23 protein-coding genes and 1 tRNA gene are annotated in these 22,574 nt (G+C 57.5%); 12 read left to right on the plus strand and 12 right to left on the minus strand.

Going from position 1 to position 22,574, the window contains the following annotated elements; all coding sequences use genetic code 11:
- Nucleotides 1-51 precede the first annotated feature (51 nt).
- Nucleotides 52-300 (minus strand): hypothetical protein, encoded by a 249-nt coding sequence (locus QFX16_RS15915; RefSeq protein WP_283180438.1) that lies wholly within the window; start codon nucleotides 298-300, stop codon nucleotides 52-54.
- A gap of 308 nt (nucleotides 301-608) precedes the next feature.
- Between QFX16_RS15915 and QFX16_RS15920 the strand changes: the two genes are divergently transcribed.
- Entirely contained in the window at nucleotides 609-848 is a 240-nt protein-coding gene (locus QFX16_RS15920; RefSeq protein ID WP_283180439.1) for a hypothetical protein, read from the plus strand.
- A 74-nt stretch (nucleotides 849-922) separates the two neighbouring features.
- Here the strand turns inward: QFX16_RS15920 and QFX16_RS15925 are convergent, their stop codons facing one another.
- Genes QFX16_RS15925 through QFX16_RS15935 form a run of 3 tightly spaced genes read right to left on the minus strand, consistent with a single transcriptional unit; the run spans nucleotide 923 to nucleotide 2,828 of the window.
- Complete coding sequence (locus tag QFX16_RS15925) at nucleotides 923-1,747, minus strand: DUF3618 domain-containing protein (RefSeq protein WP_283180440.1); 825 nt, start codon at nucleotides 1,745-1,747, stop codon at nucleotides 923-925.
- Nucleotides 1,744-2,175, minus strand: coding sequence for a phage holin family protein (locus tag QFX16_RS15930; protein WP_283180441.1), 432 nt, complete (start codon nucleotides 2,173-2,175; stop codon nucleotides 1,744-1,746). The genes QFX16_RS15925 and QFX16_RS15930 overlap by 4 nt, the downstream gene beginning before the upstream one ends.
- Complete coding sequence (locus QFX16_RS15935) at nucleotides 2,175-2,828, minus strand: hypothetical protein (RefSeq protein ID WP_283180442.1); 654 nt, start codon at nucleotides 2,826-2,828, stop codon at nucleotides 2,175-2,177. Before QFX16_RS15935 ends, QFX16_RS15930 begins: the two co-directional genes overlap by 1 nt.
- 346 nt (nucleotides 2,829-3,174) lie before the next feature.
- Between QFX16_RS15935 and QFX16_RS15940 the strand changes: the two genes are divergently transcribed.
- Entirely contained in the window at nucleotides 3,175-4,302 is a 1,128-nt protein-coding gene (locus tag QFX16_RS15940; protein WP_283180443.1) for a sensor histidine kinase, read from the plus strand.
- Here the strand turns inward: QFX16_RS15940 and QFX16_RS15945 are convergent.
- From QFX16_RS15945 to QFX16_RS15980, 8 genes are all read right to left on the minus strand, one after another.
- Complete coding sequence (locus tag QFX16_RS15945; protein ID WP_349294204.1) at nucleotides 4,268-5,014, minus strand: sensor histidine kinase; 747 nt, start codon at nucleotides 5,012-5,014, stop codon at nucleotides 4,268-4,270. The genes QFX16_RS15940 and QFX16_RS15945 overlap by 35 nt on opposite strands.
- A 418-nt stretch (nucleotides 5,015-5,432) precedes the next feature.
- The gene (locus QFX16_RS15950; RefSeq protein ID WP_349294110.1) at nucleotides 5,433-5,762 is read right to left on the minus strand and encodes an Arm DNA-binding domain-containing protein; all 330 of its coding nucleotides are present in this window, start codon (nucleotides 5,760-5,762) and stop codon (nucleotides 5,433-5,435) included.
- Nucleotides 5,763-5,987: 225 nt separating this feature from the next.
- Nucleotides 5,988-6,063: transfer RNA gene (locus tag QFX16_RS15955), tRNA-Gly, on the minus strand.
- A gap of 62 nt (nucleotides 6,064-6,125) precedes the next feature.
- The gene (pgsA, locus tag QFX16_RS15960; protein WP_008150904.1) at nucleotides 6,126-6,686 is read right to left on the minus strand and encodes a CDP-diacylglycerol--glycerol-3-phosphate 3-phosphatidyltransferase; all 561 of its coding nucleotides are present in this window, start codon (nucleotides 6,684-6,686) and stop codon (nucleotides 6,126-6,128) included.
- A 32-nt stretch (nucleotides 6,687-6,718) separates the two neighbouring features.
- Nucleotides 6,719-8,542 carry an excinuclease ABC subunit UvrC gene (uvrC, locus tag QFX16_RS15965; protein ID WP_283180445.1) on the minus strand — a complete coding sequence of 608 codons (1,824 nt, stop codon included), beginning with the start codon at nucleotides 8,540-8,542 and terminating at the stop codon, nucleotides 6,719-6,721.
- A gap of 2 nt (nucleotides 8,543-8,544) precedes the next feature.
- Entirely contained in the window at nucleotides 8,545-9,186 is a 642-nt protein-coding gene (gacA, locus tag QFX16_RS15970; protein ID WP_008015884.1) for a response regulator transcription factor GacA, read from the minus strand.
- A gap of 126 nt (nucleotides 9,187-9,312) precedes the next feature.
- On the minus strand, nucleotides 9,313-9,756 hold the full coding sequence (locus QFX16_RS15975) for a GNAT family N-acetyltransferase (protein WP_283180446.1): 444 nt from the start codon (nucleotides 9,754-9,756) through the stop codon (nucleotides 9,313-9,315).
- Nucleotides 9,756-10,514: a carbon-nitrogen hydrolase family protein gene (locus tag QFX16_RS15980; RefSeq protein WP_283180447.1), complete on the minus strand. Its 759-nt coding sequence runs from the start codon at nucleotides 10,512-10,514 to the stop codon at nucleotides 9,756-9,758. The genes QFX16_RS15975 and QFX16_RS15980 overlap by 1 nt, the downstream gene beginning before the upstream one ends.
- A gap of 160 nt (nucleotides 10,515-10,674) precedes the next feature.
- Here QFX16_RS15980 and QFX16_RS15985 point away from each other — a divergent pair, with 160 nt between their 5' ends.
- The 10 genes from QFX16_RS15985 (at nucleotide 10,675) to QFX16_RS16030 (ending at nucleotide 22,571) form a co-directional block, all read left to right on the plus strand.
- Nucleotides 10,675-10,803 carry a hypothetical protein gene (locus QFX16_RS15985; RefSeq protein WP_283180448.1) on the plus strand — a complete coding sequence of 43 codons (129 nt, stop codon included), beginning with the start codon at nucleotides 10,675-10,677 and terminating at the stop codon, nucleotides 10,801-10,803.
- Between the two features lie 336 nt (nucleotides 10,804-11,139).
- Nucleotides 11,140-12,333 carry a 3-deoxy-7-phosphoheptulonate synthase gene (locus QFX16_RS15990; RefSeq protein WP_283180449.1) on the plus strand — a complete coding sequence of 398 codons (1,194 nt, stop codon included), beginning with the start codon at nucleotides 11,140-11,142 and terminating at the stop codon, nucleotides 12,331-12,333.
- A 190-nt stretch (nucleotides 12,334-12,523) separates the two neighbouring features.
- On the plus strand, nucleotides 12,524-13,405 hold the full coding sequence (locus tag QFX16_RS15995; protein ID WP_283180450.1) for a lipase family alpha/beta hydrolase: 882 nt from the start codon (nucleotides 12,524-12,526) through the stop codon (nucleotides 13,403-13,405).
- Between the two features lie 108 nt (nucleotides 13,406-13,513).
- Nucleotides 13,514-13,795: a peptidylprolyl isomerase gene (locus QFX16_RS16000; RefSeq protein WP_046048458.1), complete on the plus strand. Its 282-nt coding sequence runs from the start codon at nucleotides 13,514-13,516 to the stop codon at nucleotides 13,793-13,795.
- Nucleotides 13,796-13,930: 135 nt separating this feature from the next.
- Complete coding sequence (locus QFX16_RS16005) at nucleotides 13,931-15,799, plus strand: extracellular solute-binding protein (RefSeq protein ID WP_283180451.1); 1,869 nt, start codon at nucleotides 13,931-13,933, stop codon at nucleotides 15,797-15,799.
- On the plus strand, nucleotides 15,799-16,860 hold the full coding sequence (locus tag QFX16_RS16010; protein ID WP_283180452.1) for a microcin C ABC transporter permease YejB: 1,062 nt from the start codon (nucleotides 15,799-15,801) through the stop codon (nucleotides 16,858-16,860). Before QFX16_RS16005 ends, QFX16_RS16010 begins: the two co-directional genes overlap by 1 nt.
- Nucleotides 16,860-17,882: an ABC transporter permease gene (locus tag QFX16_RS16015; RefSeq protein WP_283180453.1), complete on the plus strand. Its 1,023-nt coding sequence runs from the start codon at nucleotides 16,860-16,862 to the stop codon at nucleotides 17,880-17,882. Before QFX16_RS16010 ends, QFX16_RS16015 begins: the two co-directional genes overlap by 1 nt.
- A gap of 14 nt (nucleotides 17,883-17,896) precedes the next feature.
- Nucleotides 17,897-19,480 (plus strand): ABC transporter ATP-binding protein, encoded by a 1,584-nt coding sequence (locus QFX16_RS16020; protein ID WP_283180454.1) that lies wholly within the window; start codon nucleotides 17,897-17,899, stop codon nucleotides 19,478-19,480.
- Nucleotides 19,477-20,892: a sigma-54 interaction domain-containing protein gene (locus tag QFX16_RS16025; RefSeq protein ID WP_283180455.1), complete on the plus strand. Its 1,416-nt coding sequence runs from the start codon at nucleotides 19,477-19,479 to the stop codon at nucleotides 20,890-20,892. The genes QFX16_RS16020 and QFX16_RS16025 overlap by 4 nt, the downstream gene beginning before the upstream one ends.
- A gap of 287 nt (nucleotides 20,893-21,179) precedes the next feature.
- Nucleotides 21,180-22,571: a GntP family permease gene (locus QFX16_RS16030; RefSeq protein WP_283180456.1), complete on the plus strand. Its 1,392-nt coding sequence runs from the start codon at nucleotides 21,180-21,182 to the stop codon at nucleotides 22,569-22,571.
- Nucleotides 22,572-22,574 lie beyond the last annotated feature (3 nt).

Consider the following 22,574-nt stretch of genomic DNA (forward strand, 5'->3'; position numbering starts at 1 on the left):
CTTTTATCGACGACCTCATCCGAAATTTATAGCCCCATTAAGCGACCACACTCAGTGATAATCCGCTCCCGCGACCGCAAGCAAATATGCTTGATCCGCCTCAACTCGAAGGTCTCGCCATTCCAACCAATTAACTATTCCCAGACGATCCATTTCATCAGCCTGCCGAAGCAATTCCTCATGATAGGCATCAGGACAATCCCTTCGGAGGGTGTAGTTTTCGAGCGCACAGTGCCAAGAGTCCATCGCGCAGAGTCGCCTTTCTTGCGCCGGCGTCAGCAGGTTTCTAAATGAGTTCATGGCTATAGGAATCCAAAAGTATTTCCTAATGGATCGGGACACTTCGGCTCAGGTTCATGAGGGCCGACAAGAGGTGTTCATTTGCTACACGTGGGCCGTTTTTTTTAATGCTACTTTCACTGCAACATCCGCAGATTCAGACGCCTACGATTGTCCGACAAACGTTTTGAATTTTTTTGGGCGCGCTCACTTCTTTGTCTATGAGCATAAGGAGGGCCTCATGAGCCGCACTGATCTTTTCGTCATTGACCCCTCGAACTCCAACCACACCGCTGCGTCCAATTTAAAAGTCAATAGAGGTAAGCGAAATGAACAACGATGACCGTGATAACGACGCCGGATCGCAAGCAACGTCAAACGCCCCGCCCACCGATACATTGGGCAAACCCGTGAATGTGGTCGAAAGAGATTTACAGGATGCGGACAGCGACACCAAAGGCGTCGATGAAACCATTACGCCCTCTTCAACCCAAACCAAAGAGCAGGACACTGAGGAGCGCAATCGAAAAACAGCAGAGATAGAGCGCAAGGTCGCGGATGGCAAATAGAAGAGGACTTGATACATTAATCCGGATGAAAAGAGGGAGGTCAACGTCAGACCTCCCGTCTTTCATTCAACCTGTTACGGAGTACCTAATCCTCTTGATAGATCGGCTGGTGCATCGGATGGTGCGCGGTGATCCCCTTCCGGTTTCGCATCCACCTCCGAATGTTCGGTCGTTTTTGTCACCGTATCGCGCACCGCCTCAAAGCCCTCCCGCGCCTGCTGCTTGACCTTGTCGGCCAGTCCCGCGCTGGTCTTGCCAAGATATCGTTGCTCGGTTGCCGTCGAAGGCAATGCCGCCCCCAGCATGGCGCCTAACGCGATGCCCGCAGCGGCTACCATCAAGGGTTGCTCCTTCAGCAACTGGCTGAGCTGATTGCTGATCACTTGGGAACTGCGCACCAATCGGTCACCTGCGTCGTGAACGGCGTGGCTGATGTTTTCAGTAGCATCACCCAAACTATCACCTAAATGCGCTGCCTTGTCTTTGACCGTCTGGTAACCCTCCTTAAGCGTGTCCGCTGTCTGGTGCAAATGATCACGGGCACTGTCCAAGCCATCAGCGAGGCCATCGGCCCACTCCCCTGCTTTATCCTGATCCGGGCCGACGCGATAACTTGGGCGAGCAGTCGGCGGACGGTTCTGACTCATCATCAACCACAGCAAACCAACCGAAGTCAGCACTGCCGGAACGGGGTTATTACGCACGCTGGTTCCTAGGTTGGTCAAGAATGTCGTTCCATTGCTCTGCATGAAAGACAACGCCTGATCGAACACCTGTCCAGGCGTGAATTTGCTTTCCAGCGCATCGACAATATTGCCAATGCTCGCTCGCTGCGCGTTGATTTCACGCTCGATGGCTTCAGGGCTCTTCTGCGACTCGGTTTCGAATTCACTATTCATGAGACTTTCCTCCGCAGCGCTTCCTGGTCTTTGTTCAAGGCATCCAGCGTGCGATCAGGCTTGAAGTGGGACGAATCAAATTGTTTCTTCCCGGACTGCAGCATGACGAACCCGATGATCATCACAACAACGCCAACAATCAGGGCTGCTAGCCACGGAGCCACGACGGTACTCAGGCCGTAAACAGCGGACATCAACAAGATGATGAACCCCGCTAGCAGCACAATTGCCCCGCCGGCAACACCCGCGATGCCCGCTTTCAGCGTCGTGAGGCTGGCCTGAAACTCAGCCTTGGCCAAGGCAAGTTCTTTTGTGAACAGCGCAGGCACTTCTCGGGATAGCTGCCGTATCAGTCCGACGACAGAAACGTCAGGGTCAGGTACGGGAACTGGTCTTGAGCCCGACAAACCTGGATCTTCTCTATTCATCACAGTGCTCCTTTGAACGATGTTGAACCGGGTGTAGAGTTCGTCGCGAAGTCCGAAGGATGGTCTTGTTCATTTGGCGAAGCCGGCGTAATGCCAGTGGCCAGGCCCGGGTCTTGATCGGCGCGTGACGGAACTGAAGTTTCATAGGGTCTTTGCGCGCCGAAACCCCCAGATGGAGGCATTGAGTTGCCTGCTGCCGGGTCGCTGGAATCGGTAAATGTCGCCGCAGGCGAACTACCGGCCTTGAGAAAGCGCGACAGGCCAAATCCCAACGCAATACTGCCGGCGACGAACAATGCCGGGTTGTTACGAGCAAGCTCAGCCCCGTCATGAAGCAATTGTTCGGCACTCTTTCCACGCAGACTCCCGGCTAAGCCGCTCATGGACTCCGCCATGTCCGCGAGGTAAGCGGACATGCCGAGCGTGTCCTTGCTTTCCAGTTCGGAGACGACGGATTTCGCTCCCTTTGCCAATGCCTCAATCTGGTCTGCTGCCGTGTCGCGATATTGACCAAACTGCGCATCAGCCTGCTGCCTGGCGCCGCCAAGCGCCTCAGTAACGTTTTCTTTCAAGTGTTCGAAGTTCTGCTCTGGCCCTTCGGAGTCGGGTTTTACTGACTGATTCCCGGTGGTGCTGCTGTCTGAAGTATTCATGTCGTCCCTCGCCTTCTGAATGAAAAAGCGTAATCAGGGTTCGCCACGAAATGCCCGCAGCCCCCCTCATTCCAGATGACGGAGCAGTTTTAGGGGAGTTCCAATGGAATGATGAATGAAATGCTACGTCCGACGCATGCCCCGCTCTACAGCGCGCTAACCGCGCATATAGTCCTGCTAAGCCCGGATCCAATGCGTTGCTTTACCAGAAAAATGAATACGGCTTTTGAGAAATCGAACATGTTCCAGCTCATTCCACGCGCTACGCTGCAATCTGTGTTCAACTTCATACCGGGTAGCCTAGCCACTGTCCCGGCCTCAATTACGCTCCCTCTGGATTACCGGCATGCGCCTAGCTGATTTCATCCTTGAAAACCTTGAGCCGATTCTGCAGGCTTGGGAAGATTTTGCGCGAACCATAGAAACACCTGGAGTTGCGCTTGATAGCGAGGCTCTCCGGGATCATGCCGAACAAATGCTGCGAGCTATCGCTCTTGATCTGCGGACAACTCAATCTGTGCAGGAACAAATTGACAAGGCCCGAGGAAACGGGCCACTAGACGAACAAGAAACCGCCGCCGAAACACATGCCGTCACACGGTTAATGTCAGGATTCACTATTGATCAAATGGTGTCGGAGTATCGTGCTTTGAGAACGAGTGTTCTCAGTCAGTGGATGAAACAAGTAAAGTCTGGCGCGCCATTAGATATGGACGATATGACCCGCTTCCATGAAGCCATTGACCAAGCGCTCGCTGAATCTATCGCTAGCTACTCGCGGGCCGTGGAGGCATCGCGCAACGTTTTCCTTGGTATTCTTGGTCATGATTTGCGCACTCCACTTGGCGCGATATTACTTGGCGCCGACATGCTGAGGCGTTCAGAGGGAATCGGTACGCGTGCAACGAAAGTTGCCACTCAGATTTACACTAGCGTCCGGCGCGCCAGCCAAATCGTTGGAGACCTGCTGGATTTGACTCGCTGTCAGATGGGCCCAGGGATTCCTGTTAAGAAAGCGGTCGTAGATCTGTCGCCGTTATGTGAACACATCGTAGAAGAAATTCGTGCGTTTCATCCAACAGCGAACGTGCTGTTCGAATCGCAAACTCCCGCCTCTGGGGAATTTGATGGCGCTCGAATGGAACAAGTATTTTCCAATATCATCAGTAACGCTGTGCAACACGGTAATCTTCAATTTCCGATAAGGGTGAAATTAGAGGCCACGGAAGAACATGTAGTTTTCACCGTCCACAACGGCGGCGAACCGATACCTGAGGACGTTTTACCGTTCATTTTCAATCCATTGGGGCGTTTTTCTCAACGGTCGATTATCGACCACGGGCCTACAGCAGGATTGGGATTGGGCCTGTTCATTGCCTCGGAAATCGTGGCCTCACACGCTGGCGTAATCACCGTAGACTCGGAAACGGAACGTGGCACTACATTTTTCGTGAAGGTTCCGAAAAGAACTTGAAAGAATGAGATGATCCGACAGTCCCTGGATTGAGAGATTCGATGCCGTAGCTCTGTGAATTCCTGCCTTCATCATGGAAAATAGCCTTAAATGTTGAGGTAACTGAAACCGTGCCGCCGTGTGCCTTCACGATTTTGCTGACGATGAAAAGCCCTAGACCTACGCTGCGGGTGTCTTGAGGGAGATTGACGCCTCGAGTCATCGGACTGAAGACAGTGGCAAGAACGTCTGGAGGAATCGGTGTACCCCAGTTGTGCGCCATCAATTCGAAACCCAGTTCCGTAATGGAGGATGTGACTGTCACGGGACGATCTCCCGCACCGTAAGCAACTGCGTTTGAGATTAAGTTGCCTGCAAGTTGCGCAAGCCTATCGCCGTCCGCAATGCATAAACCTTGGCCATGTGTTGAATGGACAAGCTCTCGTTTGGGATAAACGATTCTGAGTTGCTCGACAGCCCCTGCAATGAGCAGATGCAGATTGGTGGTCGCTTTTGTAACCCCGATACCACGCCCTATTCGCACCTGCGTGAAATCCAACAAATCGATAATGAGCCAGCGCGCTCTTTGAGCCGCATCGTGAGCGTGACGAACAAATTTTTGCTGCTTCGGTGTCAGTCCTTGGCGCTCAAGCATTTCGGTGGCCATTGATATCACCGAGAGAGGGCACGCCATTGCCGCTTCTTGTATAACGGTCCTGGCCACCCCACGCATGATTGAAAAGTGCGGGTCGTTCAGTTGCAGGGGGGGCTGCCTTAAAACGGCTCACCACTACCAGCACCACGTGGTAGGTCTTGGATTCTCCGGGCAAGTTTTACAGGTTACGCTCCAACTGCCTGTCCGGATGGTGTGGAACCCGCACTGACTATCTGGAGTTCAAGCAAACTCTACTGATTCAATCATTCATCACCAATGAAAACACAGCCTGACCCAACGCCTGCGGGCCTTTTGTTGTACGCCCTCCCCGTTGCGACTCTTTCGATTACTCGATCGAAGTAGAAACGGTGCCCACCGAACATTCGCTACCTGATGCCCTTGAACGCCTGTACCAAAATCAGCTCGCCTTAGAGTTGACCTTGAGGGTTGAGAGCCAAGGCTCGACGGATACTAGCGATAATGTCGGCGGCGCGCTTCACACGATCAGTGAAAACGCGGGCACATCAGACAGGGCCTGGTCAGGCAGGCCCCTAACATTACGCTCCAGCTGCCGATGGACACGCAGATCGATGCCCACAGCGACCAATGCCCTCGCAACATCACGCAGAGCACGAGCATCTCCTAAGCTAATTTCAGGATAGGTACCGAGAGAAATACGGGGTTGCTTATCCGCCCAGGAAAAGCGGAAGTGCCAGCACTTTGCGCCTTTCGTATTCACGAAAAGGGCGAGGCCGTTGTAGTCAGGGAGGGTGTAGTCCTTGGCACGGGGTTTGGCGTGCCGGACTGCCGTATTGGTGAGAGCCAACGTACAATCTCCGTCTCGTATGAATGGAGGAGATTTGTACGGTTTGCGGTGAGACTGGTGCCACGAGAAAACCGATCTGCCGAGCACCGGATTGATGTACTGGAAAATGTGCCCATTGGGGCTGGATCTGAGTGTTTTCTGGGGCGGCGCGGCAAAAGCCAAAGAAAGACTTTTCTTTGGCCGAAAAAAAATGGACCTCTTTTCAGAGATCCATTTTTTAATGCTTGGAGCGGGAAACGAGACTCGAACTCGCGACCCCGACCTTGGCAAGGTCGTGCTCTACCAACTGAGCTATTCCCGCGTCTTGGTGAGGCGCATTCTATAGAATCAAAATGCCCCGTCAACCCCTTGATTCAAAAAAGTTTATTTCTTTTCCACGTCGGTCTTCAGATGCGGCCAGGCAGCCCGCAAATATTGGACCATGGACCACAACGTCAGCCCCGCAGATATCAGCAGCAAGGCGTAACCCAGCAGCACCCAGAACGTGAAATCCGACGGATTGGCCAGCAGGATCACCAGCGCCAGCATTTGCGCGGCGGTTTTCCATTTGCCCAGGTTCGACACGGCGACGTGAGCGCGGGCGCCGAGTTCGGCCATCCATTCGCGTAGTGCCGAGACGACAATCTCGCGACCGATGATCACGGCGGCCGGCAGCGTGAGCCACAGGTTGCCATGTTCTTGCACCAGCAATACCAGCGCAACAGCGACCATCAGCTTGTCAGCCACGGGATCGAGGAAAGCCCCGAACGGTGTGCTTTGTTCCAGTCGGCGGGCCAGATACCCATCCAGCCAGTCTGTGGCGGCGGCAAATGCGAACACCGAGGCGGACGCCAGGTAGCTCCATTGATACGGCAGGTAGAACAGTAAAATGAAGATCGGAATGAGCAGGACGCGTAGTACGGTAATCAGATTAGGGATATTCATCGGCACAACTGGCTACGAGGTGAGGGGGCATTCTACTCGCTGTGCAGATTGGCATAAATCAACTCTGCGAGCTTTTTACTGATCCCGGGTGCTTTGGCGATCTCTTCGATGCTGGCACGAGACAGCTCCTGCAATCCACCAAAATGTTTCAACAAATCGCGGCGACGGGTCGGTCCGACACCGGCAACGCCCTCCAGGGTAGACGTGCGGCGAGTTTTCCCACGGCGTGCGCGGTGCCCGGTAATTGCGAAACGGTGAGCTTCGTCGCGTATCTGCTGAATCAAATGCAGCGCGGGGGAATCGCCGCGCAAGGTGAATTCGTGGGCGGCATCGTTCAGGTACAAGGTTTCGAAACCGGCCTTTCGCGTGGCGCCCTTGGCTACGCCCAGCAGAATCAAATCAGGCACGGCCAGTTCATTGAGCACGTCACGTGCCATGGACAGCTGCCCCTTGCCACCGTCCACTAGCAAGATGTCCGGTAGCTTGCCCTCCCCGTCCTTCAGTTTGCTGAAGCGTCGGGTCAGGGCCTGATGCATCGCGGCGTAGTCATCGCCCGGGGTGACGCCTTCAATGTTGTAGCGACGGTAGTCGGACTTGATCGGACCTTCGGGGCCGAACACCACGCAGGACGCCACGGTTGCTTCACCACTGGAGTGACTGATGTCGTAACACTCCAGGCGCTGTGGTGGCTCATCCAGGTTCAACACTTCCGCCAGGGCATCGAAACGTGCAGCAACGTGTTGACGGTTAGCCAGTCGCGCTCCCAGTGCCTGCTCGGCATTCGTGACCGCCAACTGTTGCCAGCGTGCTCGCGTACCACGAACCCGATAACTGATGGTCAATTCGCGACCGCGCAGCTCATCGATGGCCGCGATCAGTGTCGGGAAGTCTTCGTGAACCACGTTGACGATCAGTTCGCTCGGCAAGTCGCGCTCGGGACTGCTGATGAAGTACTGGCCGAGAAACGCCGCCATGACTTCAGAAACGTCCTCTTCAATACCCACCTGAGGAAAGAAGTTCTTGCTCCCCAGCACCCGCCCGCCGCGCACACTGATCAAATGAACGCAGGCACCACCCGGATTGACAAACGCGGCGATCACGTCGACATCGCCTGTCCCGCCTTCCATGCTCTGCTGATCCTGGACCCGGCGCAGTAATGAAATCTGATCCCGCAACTCGGCCGCCCGTTCGAACTCGAGATTGATCGCCGCCTCTTCCATTCCTGCGGACAACTCATCCGTCAGCGCATTGCTGCGCCCCTCGAGGAACATCACCGAGTGCCGTACGTCTTCAGCGTATACCTCGGGCTCCACCAGCCCGACACAGGGCGCCTTGCAGCGTTTGATCTGGTATTGCAGGCAAGGACGCGTGCGGTTCTTGTAATAGCTCTCTTCGCACTGACGAACAAAAAACGTCTTCTGCAGCAGGCTCAGGCTTTCACGAATGGCGCCGGCGCTGGGATAAGGGCCGAAATATTTGCCCTTGGCCTTTTTTGCACCGCGATGGATGCTCAAGCGTGGAAACTGACCATCCGAGAGAAAGACGTAGGGGTAGGATTTATCGTCGCGCAGCAGGATGTTGTAGGGCGGACGCCACTCCTTGATCAGCGTCTGCTCAAGCAACAAGGCTTCGGTTTCATTGGCCGTAATCGTCGTTTCGACCTGGGCGATACGCGCGACCAGCGCCGCGGTCTTGGGCGCAAGACCGGATTTGCGGAAGTAACTCGACAGACGATTCTTGAGGTTCTTGGCCTTGCCGACATAGAGCAGGCGTGCCTCGCTGTCGAACATGCGATACACACCGGGACGCCCACTGACCGTCGACAGAAAGGCGCTTGGATCGAAGACTTCAGTCATTTTCAGAGGCTGGCATCGACCATGCCGTGACGAACCGCCAACAGCGTCAACTCGACATCGCTGCTGATCGAAAGCTTTTCGAAAATGCGGTAACGGTAAGTGTTCACGGTTTTTGGCGACAGACACAGTTTGTCGGAAATGATCTGGACCTTCTGACAGCCGACAATCATCAGCGCGATCTGGATTTCCCGCTCCGACAAGGCGTCGAAAGGCGAATCATTGGTCGGCTGGAAGGATTTGATCGCCAGTTGCTGTGCAATTTGCGGGCTGATGTAGCGCTGCCCGGCAAACACCAGGCGGATGGCCTGGACCATTTCCGGCAGCCCGGCACCCTTGGTCAGATAACCCGCGGCACCGGCCTGCAACAACCGAGTCGGAAACGGATCTTCTTCGCACACGGTGACCGCGACGACTTTGATATCCGGATGACTGCGCAACAATTTGCGTGTGGCTTCAAGACCGCCGATACCTGGCATCTTGACGTCCATCAGTACCACATCGGGTTTCAACTCACGCGCCTTGAGCAAGGATTCTTCGCCTGACTCAGCCTGGCCGACTACTTGCAGGCCATCGATGTCAGCCAGCATTCGTGTAATGCCTGTACGAACGAGATCATGATCATCGACTACTAGCACCCTAATCAAGCAGACACCTCGCGATATGGTCTTATTGGGTTGCCGACACCTTAGCAAAAAGCAACTGGCAGACCTAGCGGCAAGCGTCATATAAAAAGTTTCAATACATCTTGAAAGGCTTGTCGTATGCGTGTTTCAGCCAGGCGAGGCATCGATATCACGCTGCATTCTCAGGAAACACTCGTCCGTGCCGACCACCTTCAGCCCCTTTCTCTCATACAACGCTTGCGCGGGATTATTTTCAAAAACCGTCAAACGCAATGCCGGACGCCGTTCCTTGCACGCCATGGCGAATACCTGATCAATCGTCCAGGAACCGGCGCCCTGCCCTCGAAACGCTTCGATGACGTGCAACTCGCGAATGTACAGGGCTTTGGCATCACGACTCAGACTGACGTAGCCCACCAATGCCTCACCGCGCACAATCAACCAGTTCTCGCGCCCTGCCCAGCCAACATCGAAACCTTCGTCCTGCCACAGCAGATCGTGCTGAATGTAATAGCGCAGCATGTTTTTGCGGGTCAGTTCACGAGCGAAGTCGAGGTCCCGAAGCGCCGCCGGGCGTAATTCAAATGCCATCAAGCCTCCGCAACAGCCACTATTTGCCCGTTCCAGCCATCTGCATCGCGGCGAGCCACGACCATCAGGCTGCCCGTACCCGGTGCGGCTGCAACCAGCGAGCCGTCCGACGCCCAGATCGCGCTGCGTCCTGCCGATTCCCAGCCACCCGTTGCACCGCCATGGTTGGCCATCAGGACCGTCATCGAATGAGCGCTGGCGTAGCCTTGCAACAACGCGGTATCCGGGGCGTAGCCGTTTTCCGTGATCAGCACGCCCGCCGCATAGAGATCGGCGCCTTGCTGCGCCGCCGCGGCGGCATGACTGGCGTGAGAGAAATCTGCGCACACTGCCAACGCGACCGTATCGCCACCGATCGTCAGGGTCGAACCGCCGGTTCCCGGTGCGAATGCCACTTCCTCGCCTGGATGCAGATATTGCTTGCTGTAGATCCCGAGCGATCCATCAGCGCCCAACGCCAGCGCCCCAATCAATACGGGCGAATCCTGCGACAGGCGAATCGGCATCCCGACGACTGTCGTCACACCGACTTCCCGCGCGAAATCCCGTAGCGGTTGCAGAACCTCGGCGTCTGGCGCAATGGCCAATTCAGCCGCAAGCCCACGCTCGTACCCGGTCAACGATAACTCCGGGAACACCAGCAACTGCACGCCCTGCTCAGCGGCACGTTGCATGAAGCGCTGATGCCACACCATGTTTGCGGCAAGGTCACCGGCGATGGAGATCGATTGGGCAGCGGCGATGGTCAGTGGCGTCATGATTCGTCCTTGTGACGTTGCATGTATGCAAAGCACAAAGTGTGTCACAACCGGCGACGCACTCAAGCGATAGAAAACGCCTCCGGTGATCGATAGCATTTTCTGATTGAATCCACGTACCGGCCTCGAGTAAGCTCGGTGCACTCATCGGAGACAAATCATGCTCAACGCCCTCTCACAGCTTCATACCGTCAGCGCCTTGCGCTCGGTGTCGGCTGCCCGGGTGAATGACGTTTGTGCTCCGGTCAGCTTTTATTTTGGGTATTGGTTTAGCCACTGGCGCGCCTGATACCCACACGGCGCCCACTTTATACGGGTCGCCACCAGAGAATTCTCAACCCCCGGTCGGCTTCCCGACCGGGGGTTTTGTTTTTTCAGCCCCGCACATTTTTAGCGACACACCAGACAACCAGAGGATTCAAAAATGAACTACGCCACTTATTACCGTTACGACAGTTTTACCGCCTGGCGATTTAGCAGCCTCCGCTCGGGACAGCCTGCCACCTCCGATCGGTCACCCACAGGTGGCAAGCACACACACGCAGCCAATCCGGCCAATTGTCGAACACCCCAGTAGGGCCGAGCGCGCGGGAACGAACCCGCCGCCAGCCCAGGAAGCCCGAATATGAACTCGTCCGTCTCCGCTCTGCCGCTGTCCACCTTGAGCCCTGCCAATGAAGCGCTGACCCAGCGTCTGCCCAGCTCATTGCAACTCAAACAGCAATTGCCACTCAGCAACGTCCTGAGCCAGCAAGTCGCCGCCCACCGCCAAGCGGTTCGCGCGATCCTCAACGGTGAAGACTCCCGTCTGCTGGTCATCGTCGGCCCCTGCTCGATTCACGATCCTCAGTCCGCCCTCGAATACGCCAGCAACCTCGCCCGCCTCGCCGCCGACGTCAGCGATGAAATGCTGCTGGTGATGCGCGCCTACGTCGAAAAACCCCGCACCACCATCGGCTGGAAAGGCCTGGCCTACGATCCCCACCTGGATGGCAGCGATGACATGGCGGGCGGTTTGACGTTGTCCCGCGAGTTGATGCGCGAAATGCTCCGCCTGGGATTGCCGATTGCCACCGAACTGCTGCAACCGATGGCTGCCGGCTACTTCGACGACCTGCTGAGCTGGGTCGCCATTGGCGCTCGCACCACCGAATCGCAGATCCATCGGGAAATGGCCAGCGGCCTGAGCATGCCGGTCGGCTTCAAGAACGGCACCGATGGTGGTGTCGGTGTGGCCAGCGACGCCATGCGCTCCGCCGCCCATCCGCATCGCCATTTCGGGGTCGACAGCCAGGGTCATCCGGCAATCATTCAGACACCGGGCAATCCCGACACCCACCTGGTGCTGCGTGGCGGACACCGTGGGCCGAACTACGACCGCGACAGCGTCGCCCGAGTGAACAGCGATTTGACCAAACTGAAGATCCCGGCCCGGATCATGGTCGACTGCAGCCATGCCAACAGCGGCAAAGACCCGTTGCGTCAGCCAGCGGTGTTTAACGATGTGCTTGAACAGCGCCTGCAAGGTGATCGATCACTGATCGGCATGATGATCGAGAGTCACCTGTTCGAAGGCTGCCAACCGCTGGGCCCGTCAATGCGCTACGGCGTGTCAGTAACGGACGGCTGCCTTGGCTGGAGCGGGACGGAATTATTGTTACGCCAGGCAGCCGACCGGCTCAGAGCGCAGAGCGCAGAGCAGGGATCAACAATCGGCGTGAGCCACACCCTCTTCCAGTCCTCCCATCGAGGACTGGACGTCGGAATCGAGACACTATCAACAGGCAAAGGGTGTTCCCGAAGTAGGCCATCGAAGTAAAGCGCCGTGTTACAGATAAAAAGATGTCCAAATATTCCGAACAAGACCTCATCTACTTTCGAGCTTTCGTACATTTTCTATTCCGTTTTCATCAGGTTACAGCGGCTTTTTCATACAACGCCGAACAGCGGGTGTGCTTTAGAGTGAGCCCATCAACACACCTCTGAACGACTGCGAAAAAGGAAAGAACATGCTACGGAATGCAACTACTCAGTATCCGATCCTGTTGGTCCACGGGCTCTTCGGCTTCGATCGCATCGGCAAGATCGAACTCTTTCATGACGTCAAGCAGGCCCTCAGGAGTGCAGGCGCAAGAGTGCTTATCCCGCACTTGTCGGCTACCCATAGCAATGAAGTTCGAGGCGACCAACTTCTGGCGCAGATCGAACGGGTACTGGAAGGAACCGGTGCAAACAAAGTCAACCTGATCGGCCACAGCCAAGGCGCGCTCGCTGCACGTTATGCGGCAGCGACAGCGCCGGAAGCAATCGCTTCGGTGACGTCCGTCAGCGGACCAAATCACGGCTCGGAACTGGCCGACTTCTTGCGCAAGGCGCTGACGCCCGGGCGGCTGCCGGAACACGTCGCCTCGACAGTTGCAACGTTGTTTGCAGACTTTCTATCGTTGCTCAGCGGCCACCGTCACCTGCCGCAGAACGCCATCGCCGCTCTGAATGCCCTGACCACCGAAGGTGTAGGCGCGTTCAATGATAAGTACCCTCAGGGGTTGCCGAAAACCTGGGGTGGCAAGGGTCGCGAACTGGTCGACGGCGTACGTTATTACTCCTGGAGCGGCACCCTGCAGGGCGACATCCTCGACAAAGGGCTTGATGCTCTTAGTCCGCTGCACGGGTTCCTCCGCGCCTTTTCCCACTACTTCACCACCGAACCCGAGCAGAACGATGGCCTGGTTGGCCGCTACAGCTCCCATTTGGGCAAAGTCATCCGGTCCGACTACCCGCTGGATCATCTGGACAGCCTCAGCCAGACCTCCGGTCCGTTGCGCAAGGGCATCGACCCGATTGCCCTGTATGTGCAGCATGCAGAGCGTCTGAGAAATGCCGGCCTATAAAGGAATACCGTACCGGCCTGCATAGTCTGTACGGAACTTTGAGAAGAAATAGACCACTGAATCCGGTAGGCTCCGCACTTTACTGAACATTGAAAGGAGTATTTCACCATGGCTAAAGCCACTGCCCGTCACATCCTCGTTGCCAGCGAAGCCAAGTGCAACGAATTGAAAGCCCAAATCGAAGGCGGCGCTGATTTCGCCGAAGTCGCCAAAGCCAACTCCACTTGCCCGTCCAGCCGCCAGGGCGGTGATCTGGGTTCGTTCGGTCCAGGCCAGATGGTCAAGGAATTCGACGCCGTGGTCTTCAGCGCACCGATCAACGTGGTGCAAGGCCCGGTCAAGACCCAGTTCGGTTACCACCTGCTGGAAGTGACCAGCCGTCAGGACTGATCAAGCCTTAAGTTTTCTGCACAACGGCCCGCCTTTTGGTGGGCCGTTGTGTTTCGGATGCGTGATACGAGTGGCGAGGGACGCGCCGCTAGCGTACAAATTGCGGTTATTGACCACCCGGCTCTAAGGCTGACAATGCGACTGGCGTTCCCTACTTTATTGTTCACGGCCGTGGCCCTGTTGTTGTGCGTCACCGGTGTGACTGCAGCACCGCAACATGCGTTGACCGTGTACGGTGAACCGGCGAAGTATCCTGCCGGCTTCAGTCATTTTGCCTACACAAACCCGCAAGCCCCCAAGGGTGGCACGATGCGCCGCTCGGCCGTCGAAATCGGTCATTTCGATCATATGTTGCCCTACATCGATAAAGGCATTGGCGTCACACAGATCGACGGCCTGCTTTACTCGCCCCTCGCCCAGCGTTCACTGGATGAGCCTTACACCGTCTACGGCCTGGTGGCACAGAAGATGGAGCGTTCGGACGACGGTTTGTTCCTGCGCTTCTACCTGAACCCCAAGGCTCGTTTTGCAGACGGCAAACCGATCACGGCCGAAGACGTTCGTTACACCTTCGACCTGTTGATGACCCAGGGCAGCCTGCGTTATCGCACTCAATTTGCCGACGTCAAAGGCGTCGAAGTGGAATCAGCTCTAACGGTTCGGTTCGACTTGAAAAGTAATGAAAACCGTACCCTGCCCCTTGATATCGCGACCTTGCCGGTGTTTCCCGAGCATTGGTGGAAGACTCGCGACTTCGCCAATGGGGGCGGTTACGAGCCACCGTTGGGCAGTGGCCCTTACAGGGTGAGCAAAGTCGACTCCGGTCGCAGCATCACCTTCGAGCGCAATGCCGATTGGTGGGGCAAGGATTTACCGGTCAGCCGCGGCCTCTACAACTTCGATCGTTTCAGCATCGAGTACTTCGGCGATACCGACGTCGCCCGCCAGGTCCTGCGCGGCGGTGCCTACGACTACAACCGAGAATTTTCCGCCACCGGTTACTCCATCGGCTACGACGGCCCGGCCCTCAGTGACGGGCGCCTGCAAAAGGCGCACCTGGCAACGCAAGCTCCCCAAACGGCTCAGGGCTTTGTGTTCAATTTACAAAACCCTATGTTCCAGGACCGTCGAGTGCGTCAGGCGCTGGCCATGCTCTGGGATTTCGAGTGGAGCAACCGGCAGATGATGCGCGACATGTACATCCGCCAGCAGAGTTACTTTTCCAACACCGACCTCGCCGCCCGACACCTGCCGGACGCCGGCGAACTGGCGATTCTCGAACCGCTGCGCGGGCAGATCCCCGACGAGGTGTTCATCCAGGTTTTCGAAGCACCAAAAACCGATGGCAGTGGCGTGATACGCGACAAACAGTTGCAGGCACTCGATTTGCTCGAACAGGCCGGCTGGAAACCCGATGGCGATCAACTGGTCAACGCCGAAGGCAAGTCATTGAGTTTCACTTTCCTGGTCAGCCAGAACGGCATGGACCGATTGCTGCTGCCTTATAAGCGCACCCTGAAACAGATCGGCATCGACATGAACATCCGCCGCATCGACTCGTCCCAATACGTGAATCGCCTGATGAGCCGCGACTACGACATGATCGTCACCGGCTACCCGGTCACGACGTCGCCCGGGGGTGAACTGCTCAATTACTTCGGCTCGGTCTCGGCCAACGACCCTGGCGCCAATAACTACATGGTCTTGAAAAATCCGGCGGTCGACACATTGATCGCCGGGTTGATTCGCGCCACCACCCAACCCGAAATGCTGCACTACGCCCACGCGCTGGACCGGGTGCTGCAATGGAACTACTACTGGATTCCCAACTATTACCCGCCGGGCAGCTCCACCGTGTGGTGGAATCGTTTCGGCAGGCCCAACGAGCAAGCGAGCAATGACGAAGCCATCGAGAGCTGGTGGGAAATCAGCACCACGCCGCTGACCAACCAACAGATGACCGCTGAGCAAATCAGCCGTGGCAAACCCGGAGGGCCGCACTGATGTGGGCTTACATACTGCGGCGTCTGCTGCTGATCATTCCGACGCTGGTGATCATTCTTCTGGTCAACTTCATCATCGTCCAGGCCGCGCCGGGCGGCCCGGTGGAACAGGCCATCGCGCACTTGCAAGGCATCGGCGGCGCGAGTGTCGGCGGCGGTTCCGGCGAACGCATGTCCGACACCTCCCGATCCAGTCGCGGCCTCGACCCGCAACTGATCAAGGACATCGAAAAGCAATACGGCTTCGATAAGCCGGCGCACGAACGCCTGTGGCTGATGCTCACCAGTTACGCGCGCCTGGACTTCGGCAAGAGCTTTTTCCGCGGCGCGACCGTCACCGATCTGATCCTGGAAAAAATGCCGGTGACCATTTCCCTTGGTCTCTGGGCGACGCTGATCACCTACCTGGTGTCAATTCCTTTGGGGATCCGCAAGGCCGTGCACCACGGCAGCCATTTCGATATCTGGAGCAGCACCGCGATCGTCATCGGCTACGCCATGCCCGCGTTTCTGTTCGCGATGTTCCTGATCGTGGTCTTCGCCGGCGGTACCTCGCTGAACTGGTTCCCAGTGCGCGGGCTGGTCTCGGACAACTTCGAATCGTTGTCGACCGTGGGCAAAATCGCCGATTACTTCTGGCACCTGGTATTGCCGGTGACGGCGCTGGTGATCGGCGGGTTCGCCACACTGACCATTCTGACCAAGAACTCCTTCCTCAATGAAATCACGCGCCAGTACGTGGTCACCGCCCGCGCCAAGGGTCTGAGCGAACGCCGAGTGCTCTACGGTCACGTGTTTCGCAACGCCATGCTGCTGGTGGTCTCGGGGATTCCCCAGGCGTTCATCAGCGTATTTTTCGCCGGCTCTCTGCTGATCGAAGTGATTTTCTCTCTCGACGGCCTGGGTCGCATGAGTTACGAAGCCGCGGTTTCCCGGGACTACCCGGTGGTATTCGGTTCGCTGTTCATCTTCACGCTGTTCGGTCTCTTGATAAAACTGGTCGGCGACCTCTGCTACACCCTCGTCGACCCGCGTATCGACTTCGCCGCGAGGAACGCCTGATGTTCAAGCTCTCGCCGTTAGGTCGTCGTCGTTTCGAGCGTTTCAAGAAAAACCGTCGTGGCTGGTGGTCGCTGTGGTTGTTTGTTGGCCTGTTCCTGTTGACCCTCGGTGGCGAACTGATTGCGAACGACAAGCCGCTGATCGTCAGCTATCAGGGCTCACTCTACTTCCCGGCACTGAAGCGTCATACCGAGCAGGAATTTGGCGGCCAGCTGCCGTTCCAGGCCGACTACCGCAGCGATTATGTGCAGAAGCTGATTCACCAGGACGGTGGCTGGATGCTGTTCCCGCCGATCCCCTTCAGCGACGACACACCGAACTATGACCTCAATCAACCGACGCCAAGTCCTCCGACGAAGGTTAACTGGCTGGGCACCGACGACCAGGCGCGGGACGTGTTGGCCCGAGTGATTTTCGGTGCGCGGGTGTCGATCCTGTTTGCCTTGATGCTGACGTTTGTCAGTGCACTGATCGGCATCGCTGCCGGCGCCCTGCAAGGCTACTACGGCGGCTGGGTCGACCTGATCGGTCAACGGTTGCTGGAGGTTTGGTCGGGGCTGCCGGTGCTGTACCTGCTGATCATCCTGTCGGGTTTCGTCGAGCCTAATTTCTGGTGGCTGCTGGGGATCATGGCGCTGTTTTCCTGGTTGGCCCTGGTGGACGTGGTGCGCGCCGAATTCCTGCGCGGACGCAACCTGGAATACGTCAAAGCAGCCCGGGCGCTGGGCTTGACCGACCGAAAAGTCATCGTCCGGCACATTCTGCCCAACGCGATGAACGCGACCCTGAGCTACCTGCCGTTCATTCTGACCGGAGCGATCTCCACCCTCACAGCGTTGGACTTTCTCGGTTTCGGCATGCCCGCCGGCAGTGCATCGTTGGGCGAGTTGATCGGTCAGGGTAAACAAAACCTGCAAGCGCCGTGGCTGGGATTGACGGCGTTTTTCACCCTGGCGCTGATTCTTTCTTTACTGGTGTTTATCGGGGAGGCGTTGCGTGATGCCTTTGATCCCCGATCGTGATGCGGACTACTGATATGAGTAACAACCTGATCGAAATCCGTGACCTGCGCGTCGCCTTCAGTGGCCAGACCGTGGTGCGCAATCTGTGCCTGGACATCCGCCCTGGCGAATGCCTGGCGCTGGTGGGCGAGTCGGGCTGCGGCAAGTCGGTGACCGCTCACTCGATCCTGCAACTGCTGCCCGAGACCGGCACCGAAACCACGGGCAGTATTCGCTACCGTGGCCGGGAGCTGGTCGGCGCCCCGGCCAAGGTGTTGCGAGAACTGCGGGGTAACCGCATCGCGATGATCTTCCAGGAGCCCATGACCTCGCTCAACCCATTGCACAGCATCGAAAAGCAGATCGGCGAAACCCTGCTGCTGCACAAGGGCCTGGCCGGTAAAGCGGCGCAAGCGCGGATACTCGAGTTGCTGCATCTGGTCGGCATTCAGAAGCCCAAAGAGCGGCTCAAGGCCTATCCCCATCAATTGTCCGGCGGTCAGCGGCAACGGGTGATGATCGCCATGGCCCTGGCCTGCGAACCGGAGTTGCTGATCGCCGACGAACCGACCACCGCGCTGGACGTGACAGTGCAGCGCAAGATCCTGCTGCTGCTCAAATCCCTGCAACAGCGTCTCGGCATGTCGCTGCTGCTGATCAGCCACGACCTCAATCTGGTGCGCAGCATTGCCCAACGAGTCTGCGTGATGAAGGCCGGGGAAATCGTCGAGCAGGCACCTTGCGAAACGCTGTTTACCGAACCGAAACATCCTTACAGCTGCGTCTTGCTGAATGCCGAACCGGAAGGTGAAGCGCTGCCCCGGGACGAGCGCGAGAACGTGCTTGAGGTAAATGACTTGCGGGTGCAGTTCGCCCTCAGTGGCGGGCTGTTTCAGCGCAAGACTTACCTGAAAGCAGTGGATGGCATCAGCCTCAACATTCAACGCGGCAAGACGCTGGGCATTGTGGGCGAATCCGGTTCCGGCAAGTCGACGCTGGGTCAGGCAATCCTGCGCCTGCTCGATTCCGAAGGCAGCATTCGCTTTCAGGGTGAAGCGCTGGACGGCCTGACGCAAAAACAGCTGCGGCCGTGGCGCAAGAAAATGCAGGTGGTGTTCCAGGACCCGTTCGGCAGCCTCAGCCCGCGAATGTCCGTGGCGCAGATCATCAGTGAAGGTCTTGAAGTGCATAGCCAGCTGACGGCTGACGAATGCAAAGCCGAAGTGATTCGGGCACTGGAAGAAGTCGGCCTCGACCCGCAAAGCCGTCATCGCTACCCGCACGAGTTTTCCGGCGGCCAACGACAACGCATCGCCATCGCCCGGGCGCTGGTGCTGAAACCGGCGCTGATCCTGCTGGACGAACCGACCTCGGCGCTGGATCGCACGGTGCAAAAACAAGTGGTCGCCCTGCTCCGCCAACTTCAGGAAAAACACGGCCTGACCTACCTGTTCATCAGCCACGACCTGGCAGTGGTCCGTGCCCTGGCTCATGACATGATCGTGATCAAGGACGGCAAAGTGGTGGAAAGCGGTGCCAGCCATGATGTGTTTGATTCGCCGCAGCATCCGTATACCAAGGAGCTGTTGGCGGCGGCGCATCCTGGAGCCGTCCGATGAACACCACCGAAAGCCTCAAGGACTACCAGCGCGTTCGTTTGCTGGCCATCCGCTCGTTGTTCGAGATCATCGAGCAGTCCAGCGAAGGCACGGTGATTGTCGACCGCGATGCGAACATCGTCTGGATGAACGAGCGCTATGCCCGACGCTTCGGCCTGGAATCAGCGGAAGTGGCAATCGGCAAGTCCTGCGAAAGCGTGATCCCCGGCAGTCTGTTGCGCGAGGTGGTGCGTACCGGTCGGCCGATTTTGCTCGATATGCAGGACACCCCCAAAGAACCATTGGTGGTGATGCGCCTGCCGATTCATGACGACGCCGGCGTGGTGATCGGCGCCATCGGGTTTGCGCTGTTCGACGAATTACGCAGCCTCTCGCCGATGCTCAAGCGCTACATGAGCATGCAGGAAGAACTGGCGTCCACCCGCTCGCTGCTGCGAGCGCGGCAGACCAAGTACAACTTCGCGCACTTCATCGGCACCAGTGCCGCCAGCCTCGAAGTCAAACGCCGCGCCCGACGCAGTGCCAGCGCCGAGTCCCCAGTGTTGCTGCTCGGTGAAACCGGCACCGGCAAAGAGCTGCTGGCCCAGGCGATCCACGGCGCTTCGCCGCGTGCGCACAAAGCCTTTGTCAGCATCAACAGCGCGGCGATTCCCGAATCGTTGCTGGAAGCGGAATTCTTCGGCACCGCGCCCGGCGCGTTTACCGGCGCCGATCGCAAGGGCCGCGCCGGCAAGTTGCAAATTGCCCAGGGCGGCACCCTGTTTCTCGATGAAATCGGCGACATGCCGTTGCCACTGCAAAGCAAACTGCTGCGGGTACTGCAGGAGAAAGAATTCGAGCCGGTGGGTTCCAACGAAGTGATCCAGAGCGATGTGCGGGTGATTGCCGCGACCTCCACGGATTTGGATGCCGCGATCAAACGCGGTGAATTTCGCGCCGATCTGTATTACCGCCTCAACGTGCTGCCGATCCAGGTCCCACCGCTGCGTGATCGACTCGACGATCTCCCGGCTCTCAGTGAAGCCATTCTGGAAGAACTGCGCAGTCAACACGAATTGAACCGCGAAGCCTTGGACCTGCTGGGTCAACATGCCTGGCCGGGGAATATTCGTGAACTGCGCAACGTGCTGGAGCGGGCGGCATTGCTCAGTGATGACTTGATGCTGAATGCCGCAGATATCCGCGCGGCGATTGGTACGCTCACACCGGTAGCGCGTGCGGCGCCTGTAACGATTGAGCCGGTTGCGCATGAGACTTTCAGTGAGGCTCGGGAGCGGTTTGATCGACAGTTGATTGAAGCTGCCCTCGCGCAATGTGGCGGGAAGGTTGTTGAAGCGGCGGCGCGGTTGGGCTTGGGGCGGTCAACTTTGTATAAGAAGATGGTGGCGTTGGGGATTGTAGAGTCTCCGTAATGAGACACGAATCTCCATCGATAGACAGACCTTCGCGAGCAGGCTCGCTCCCACTCCTGATCGCATTTCTACAGGGTGGACACTCAACCTGTGGGAGCGAGCCTGCTCGCGAAAAGACCTTCAAAATCGACATATATCTCAAAATAGAGACGAAAACCTCAAGCACGCCATGAAAATCTGAAAAATATCCATACATTTCAATGCCTTAACCTTCTGGCACGAAACTCGCTAAAGCCCTCTCCCACCAAGATCCACCCTAAAAAAAATAACAATCCAGGAGACACACCATGAGTGTGATCATTGCCTTGGCAGCTCTCACGCTGCTAATGCTCGCGGCTTACCGTGGCTACAGCGTTATCCTCTTTGCCCCGATTGCCGCCCTCGGCGCCGTACTGCTCACCGACCCTTCCGCCGTCGCCCCCGCGTTCACCGGGGTGTTCATGGAGAAAATGGTCGGCTTCATCAAACTGTATTTCCCGGTGTTCCTGCTCGGTGCGGTGTTCGGCAAGCTGATCGAGCTGTCGGGCTTTTCGCGCTCCATCGTCGCAGCGGCGATTCGTCTCCTCGGCACGAGTCAGGCGATGCTGGTGATCGTACTGGTCTGCGCCCTGCTGACCTACGGCGGCGTGTCGCTGTTCGTGGTGGTGTTCGCGGTCTACCCGTTTGCCGCTGAAATGTTCCGCCAGAGCAATATTCCCAAGCGACTGATTCCGGCGACCATTGCCCTCGGCGCATTCTCGTTCACCATGGACGCCCTGCCCGGTACCCCGCAAATCCAGAACATCATCCCCAGCACCTTCTTCAACACCACCGCCTGGGCCGCGCCCTGGCTGGGCCTGATCGGCGCGATCTTCGTGGTCTGCGCCGGCATGCTGTTTCTGCAGCGCCAGCGCAACAAAGCGCAGCACGCCGGTGAAGGGTATGGCACCGATCTGCGCAACGAGCCGCAAACCGCTGCCGACATCAAACTGCCCAACCCATGGATCGCCGTGTCGCCGCTGCTGGCCGTCGGCATCATGAACCTGCTGTTCACTCAGTGGATTCCGCAGTGGTACGGCAAGACCCACAGCCTTGCGCTGCCGGGCATGGCCGCGCCGGTGACCACTGAAATCGCCAAACTCACGGCGATCTGGGCCGTTCAGGCAGCCTTGCTGGTCGGCATCATTATGGTGCTGGTATTCGGCTTCCAGGCGATTCGCGGCAAGTTGGCCGAAGGCAGTAGAAGTGCGGTCAGCGGTTCGTTGCTGGCGGCGATGAACACCGCATCGGAGTACGGCTTTGGTGCGGTGATCGCCTCCTTGCCGGGCTTCCTGGTATTGGCCGACTGGCTCAAGAGCATTCCCAATCCGCTGGTCAACGAAGCGATTACCGTAACCCTGCTGGCCGGCATCACCGGTTCTGCGTCGGGCGGTATGAGCATTGCGCTGGCGGCCATGGCCAATGACTTCATCGCAGCGGCCCATGCCGCCAATATCCCGCTGGAAGTACTGCACCGGGTGGCCGCGATGGCCAGTGGCGGCATGGACACCCTGCCGCACAACGGCGCGGTGATTACCTTGCTGGCGGTCACCGGCCTGACCCACCGCGAAGCCTACAAAGACATTTTCTGTATTACGCTGATCAAGACCCTGGCGGTTTTTGTGGTGATCGGTACTTTCTACGCCACTGGCATTGTGTGAGGT

Source organism: Pseudomonas svalbardensis (genome assembly GCF_030053115.1).
GTDB classification, from domain to species: domain Bacteria; phylum Pseudomonadota; class Gammaproteobacteria; order Pseudomonadales; family Pseudomonadaceae; genus Aquipseudomonas; species Aquipseudomonas svalbardensis.

What these genes read in the sequence shown, in the direction of transcription:
- QFX16_RS15915 (WP_283180438.1), bottom strand. Translation starts at nt 300, where the DNA reads ATGAACTCATTTAGAAACCTGCTGACGCCGGCGCAAGAAAGGCGACTC.
- QFX16_RS15920 (WP_283180439.1), top strand. Translation starts at nt 609, where the DNA reads ATGAACAACGATGACCGTGATAACGACGCCGGATCGCAAGCAACGTCA.
- QFX16_RS15925 (WP_283180440.1), bottom strand. Translation starts at nt 1,747, where the DNA reads ATGAATAGTGAATTCGAAACCGAGTCGCAGAAGAGCCCTGAAGCCATC.
- QFX16_RS15930 (WP_283180441.1), bottom strand. Translation starts at nt 2,175, where the DNA reads ATGAATAGAGAAGATCCAGGTTTGTCGGGCTCAAGACCAGTTCCCGTA.
- QFX16_RS15935 (WP_283180442.1), bottom strand. Translation starts at nt 2,828, where the DNA reads ATGAATACTTCAGACAGCAGCACCACCGGGAATCAGTCAGTAAAACCC.
- QFX16_RS15940 (WP_283180443.1), top strand. Translation starts at nt 3,175, where the DNA reads ATGCGCCTAGCTGATTTCATCCTTGAAAACCTTGAGCCGATTCTGCAG.
- QFX16_RS15945 (WP_349294204.1), bottom strand. Translation starts at nt 5,014, where the DNA reads ATGCGTGGGGTGGCCAGGACCGTTATACAAGAAGCGGCAATGGCGTGC.
- pgsA (WP_008150904.1), bottom strand. Translation starts at nt 6,686, where the DNA reads ATGAATATCCCTAATCTGATTACCGTACTACGCGTCCTGCTCATTCCG.
- uvrC (WP_283180445.1), bottom strand. Translation starts at nt 8,542, where the DNA reads ATGACTGAAGTCTTCGATCCAAGCGCCTTTCTGTCGACGGTCAGTGGG.
- QFX16_RS15975 (WP_283180446.1), bottom strand. Translation starts at nt 9,756, where the DNA reads ATGGCATTTGAATTACGCCCGGCGGCGCTTCGGGACCTCGACTTCGCT.
- QFX16_RS15980 (WP_283180447.1), bottom strand. Translation starts at nt 10,514, where the DNA reads ATGACGCCACTGACCATCGCCGCTGCCCAATCGATCTCCATCGCCGGT.
- QFX16_RS15985 (WP_283180448.1), top strand. Translation starts at nt 10,675, where the DNA reads ATGCTCAACGCCCTCTCACAGCTTCATACCGTCAGCGCCTTGCGCTCG.
- QFX16_RS15990 (WP_283180449.1), top strand. Translation starts at nt 11,140, where the DNA reads ATGAACTCGTCCGTCTCCGCTCTGCCGCTGTCCACCTTGAGCCCTGCC.
- QFX16_RS15995 (WP_283180450.1), top strand. Translation starts at nt 12,524, where the DNA reads ATGCTACGGAATGCAACTACTCAGTATCCGATCCTGTTGGTCCACGGG.
- QFX16_RS16000 (WP_046048458.1), top strand. Translation starts at nt 13,514, where the DNA reads ATGGCTAAAGCCACTGCCCGTCACATCCTCGTTGCCAGCGAAGCCAAG.
- QFX16_RS16005 (WP_283180451.1), top strand. Translation starts at nt 13,931, where the DNA reads ATGCGACTGGCGTTCCCTACTTTATTGTTCACGGCCGTGGCCCTGTTG.
- QFX16_RS16010 (WP_283180452.1), top strand. Translation starts at nt 15,799, where the DNA reads ATGTGGGCTTACATACTGCGGCGTCTGCTGCTGATCATTCCGACGCTG.
- QFX16_RS16015 (WP_283180453.1), top strand. Translation starts at nt 16,860, where the DNA reads ATGTTCAAGCTCTCGCCGTTAGGTCGTCGTCGTTTCGAGCGTTTCAAG.
- QFX16_RS16020 (WP_283180454.1), top strand. Translation starts at nt 17,897, where the DNA reads ATGAGTAACAACCTGATCGAAATCCGTGACCTGCGCGTCGCCTTCAGT.
- QFX16_RS16025 (WP_283180455.1), top strand. Translation starts at nt 19,477, where the DNA reads ATGAACACCACCGAAAGCCTCAAGGACTACCAGCGCGTTCGTTTGCTG.
- QFX16_RS16030 (WP_283180456.1), top strand. Translation starts at nt 21,180, where the DNA reads ATGAGTGTGATCATTGCCTTGGCAGCTCTCACGCTGCTAATGCTCGCG.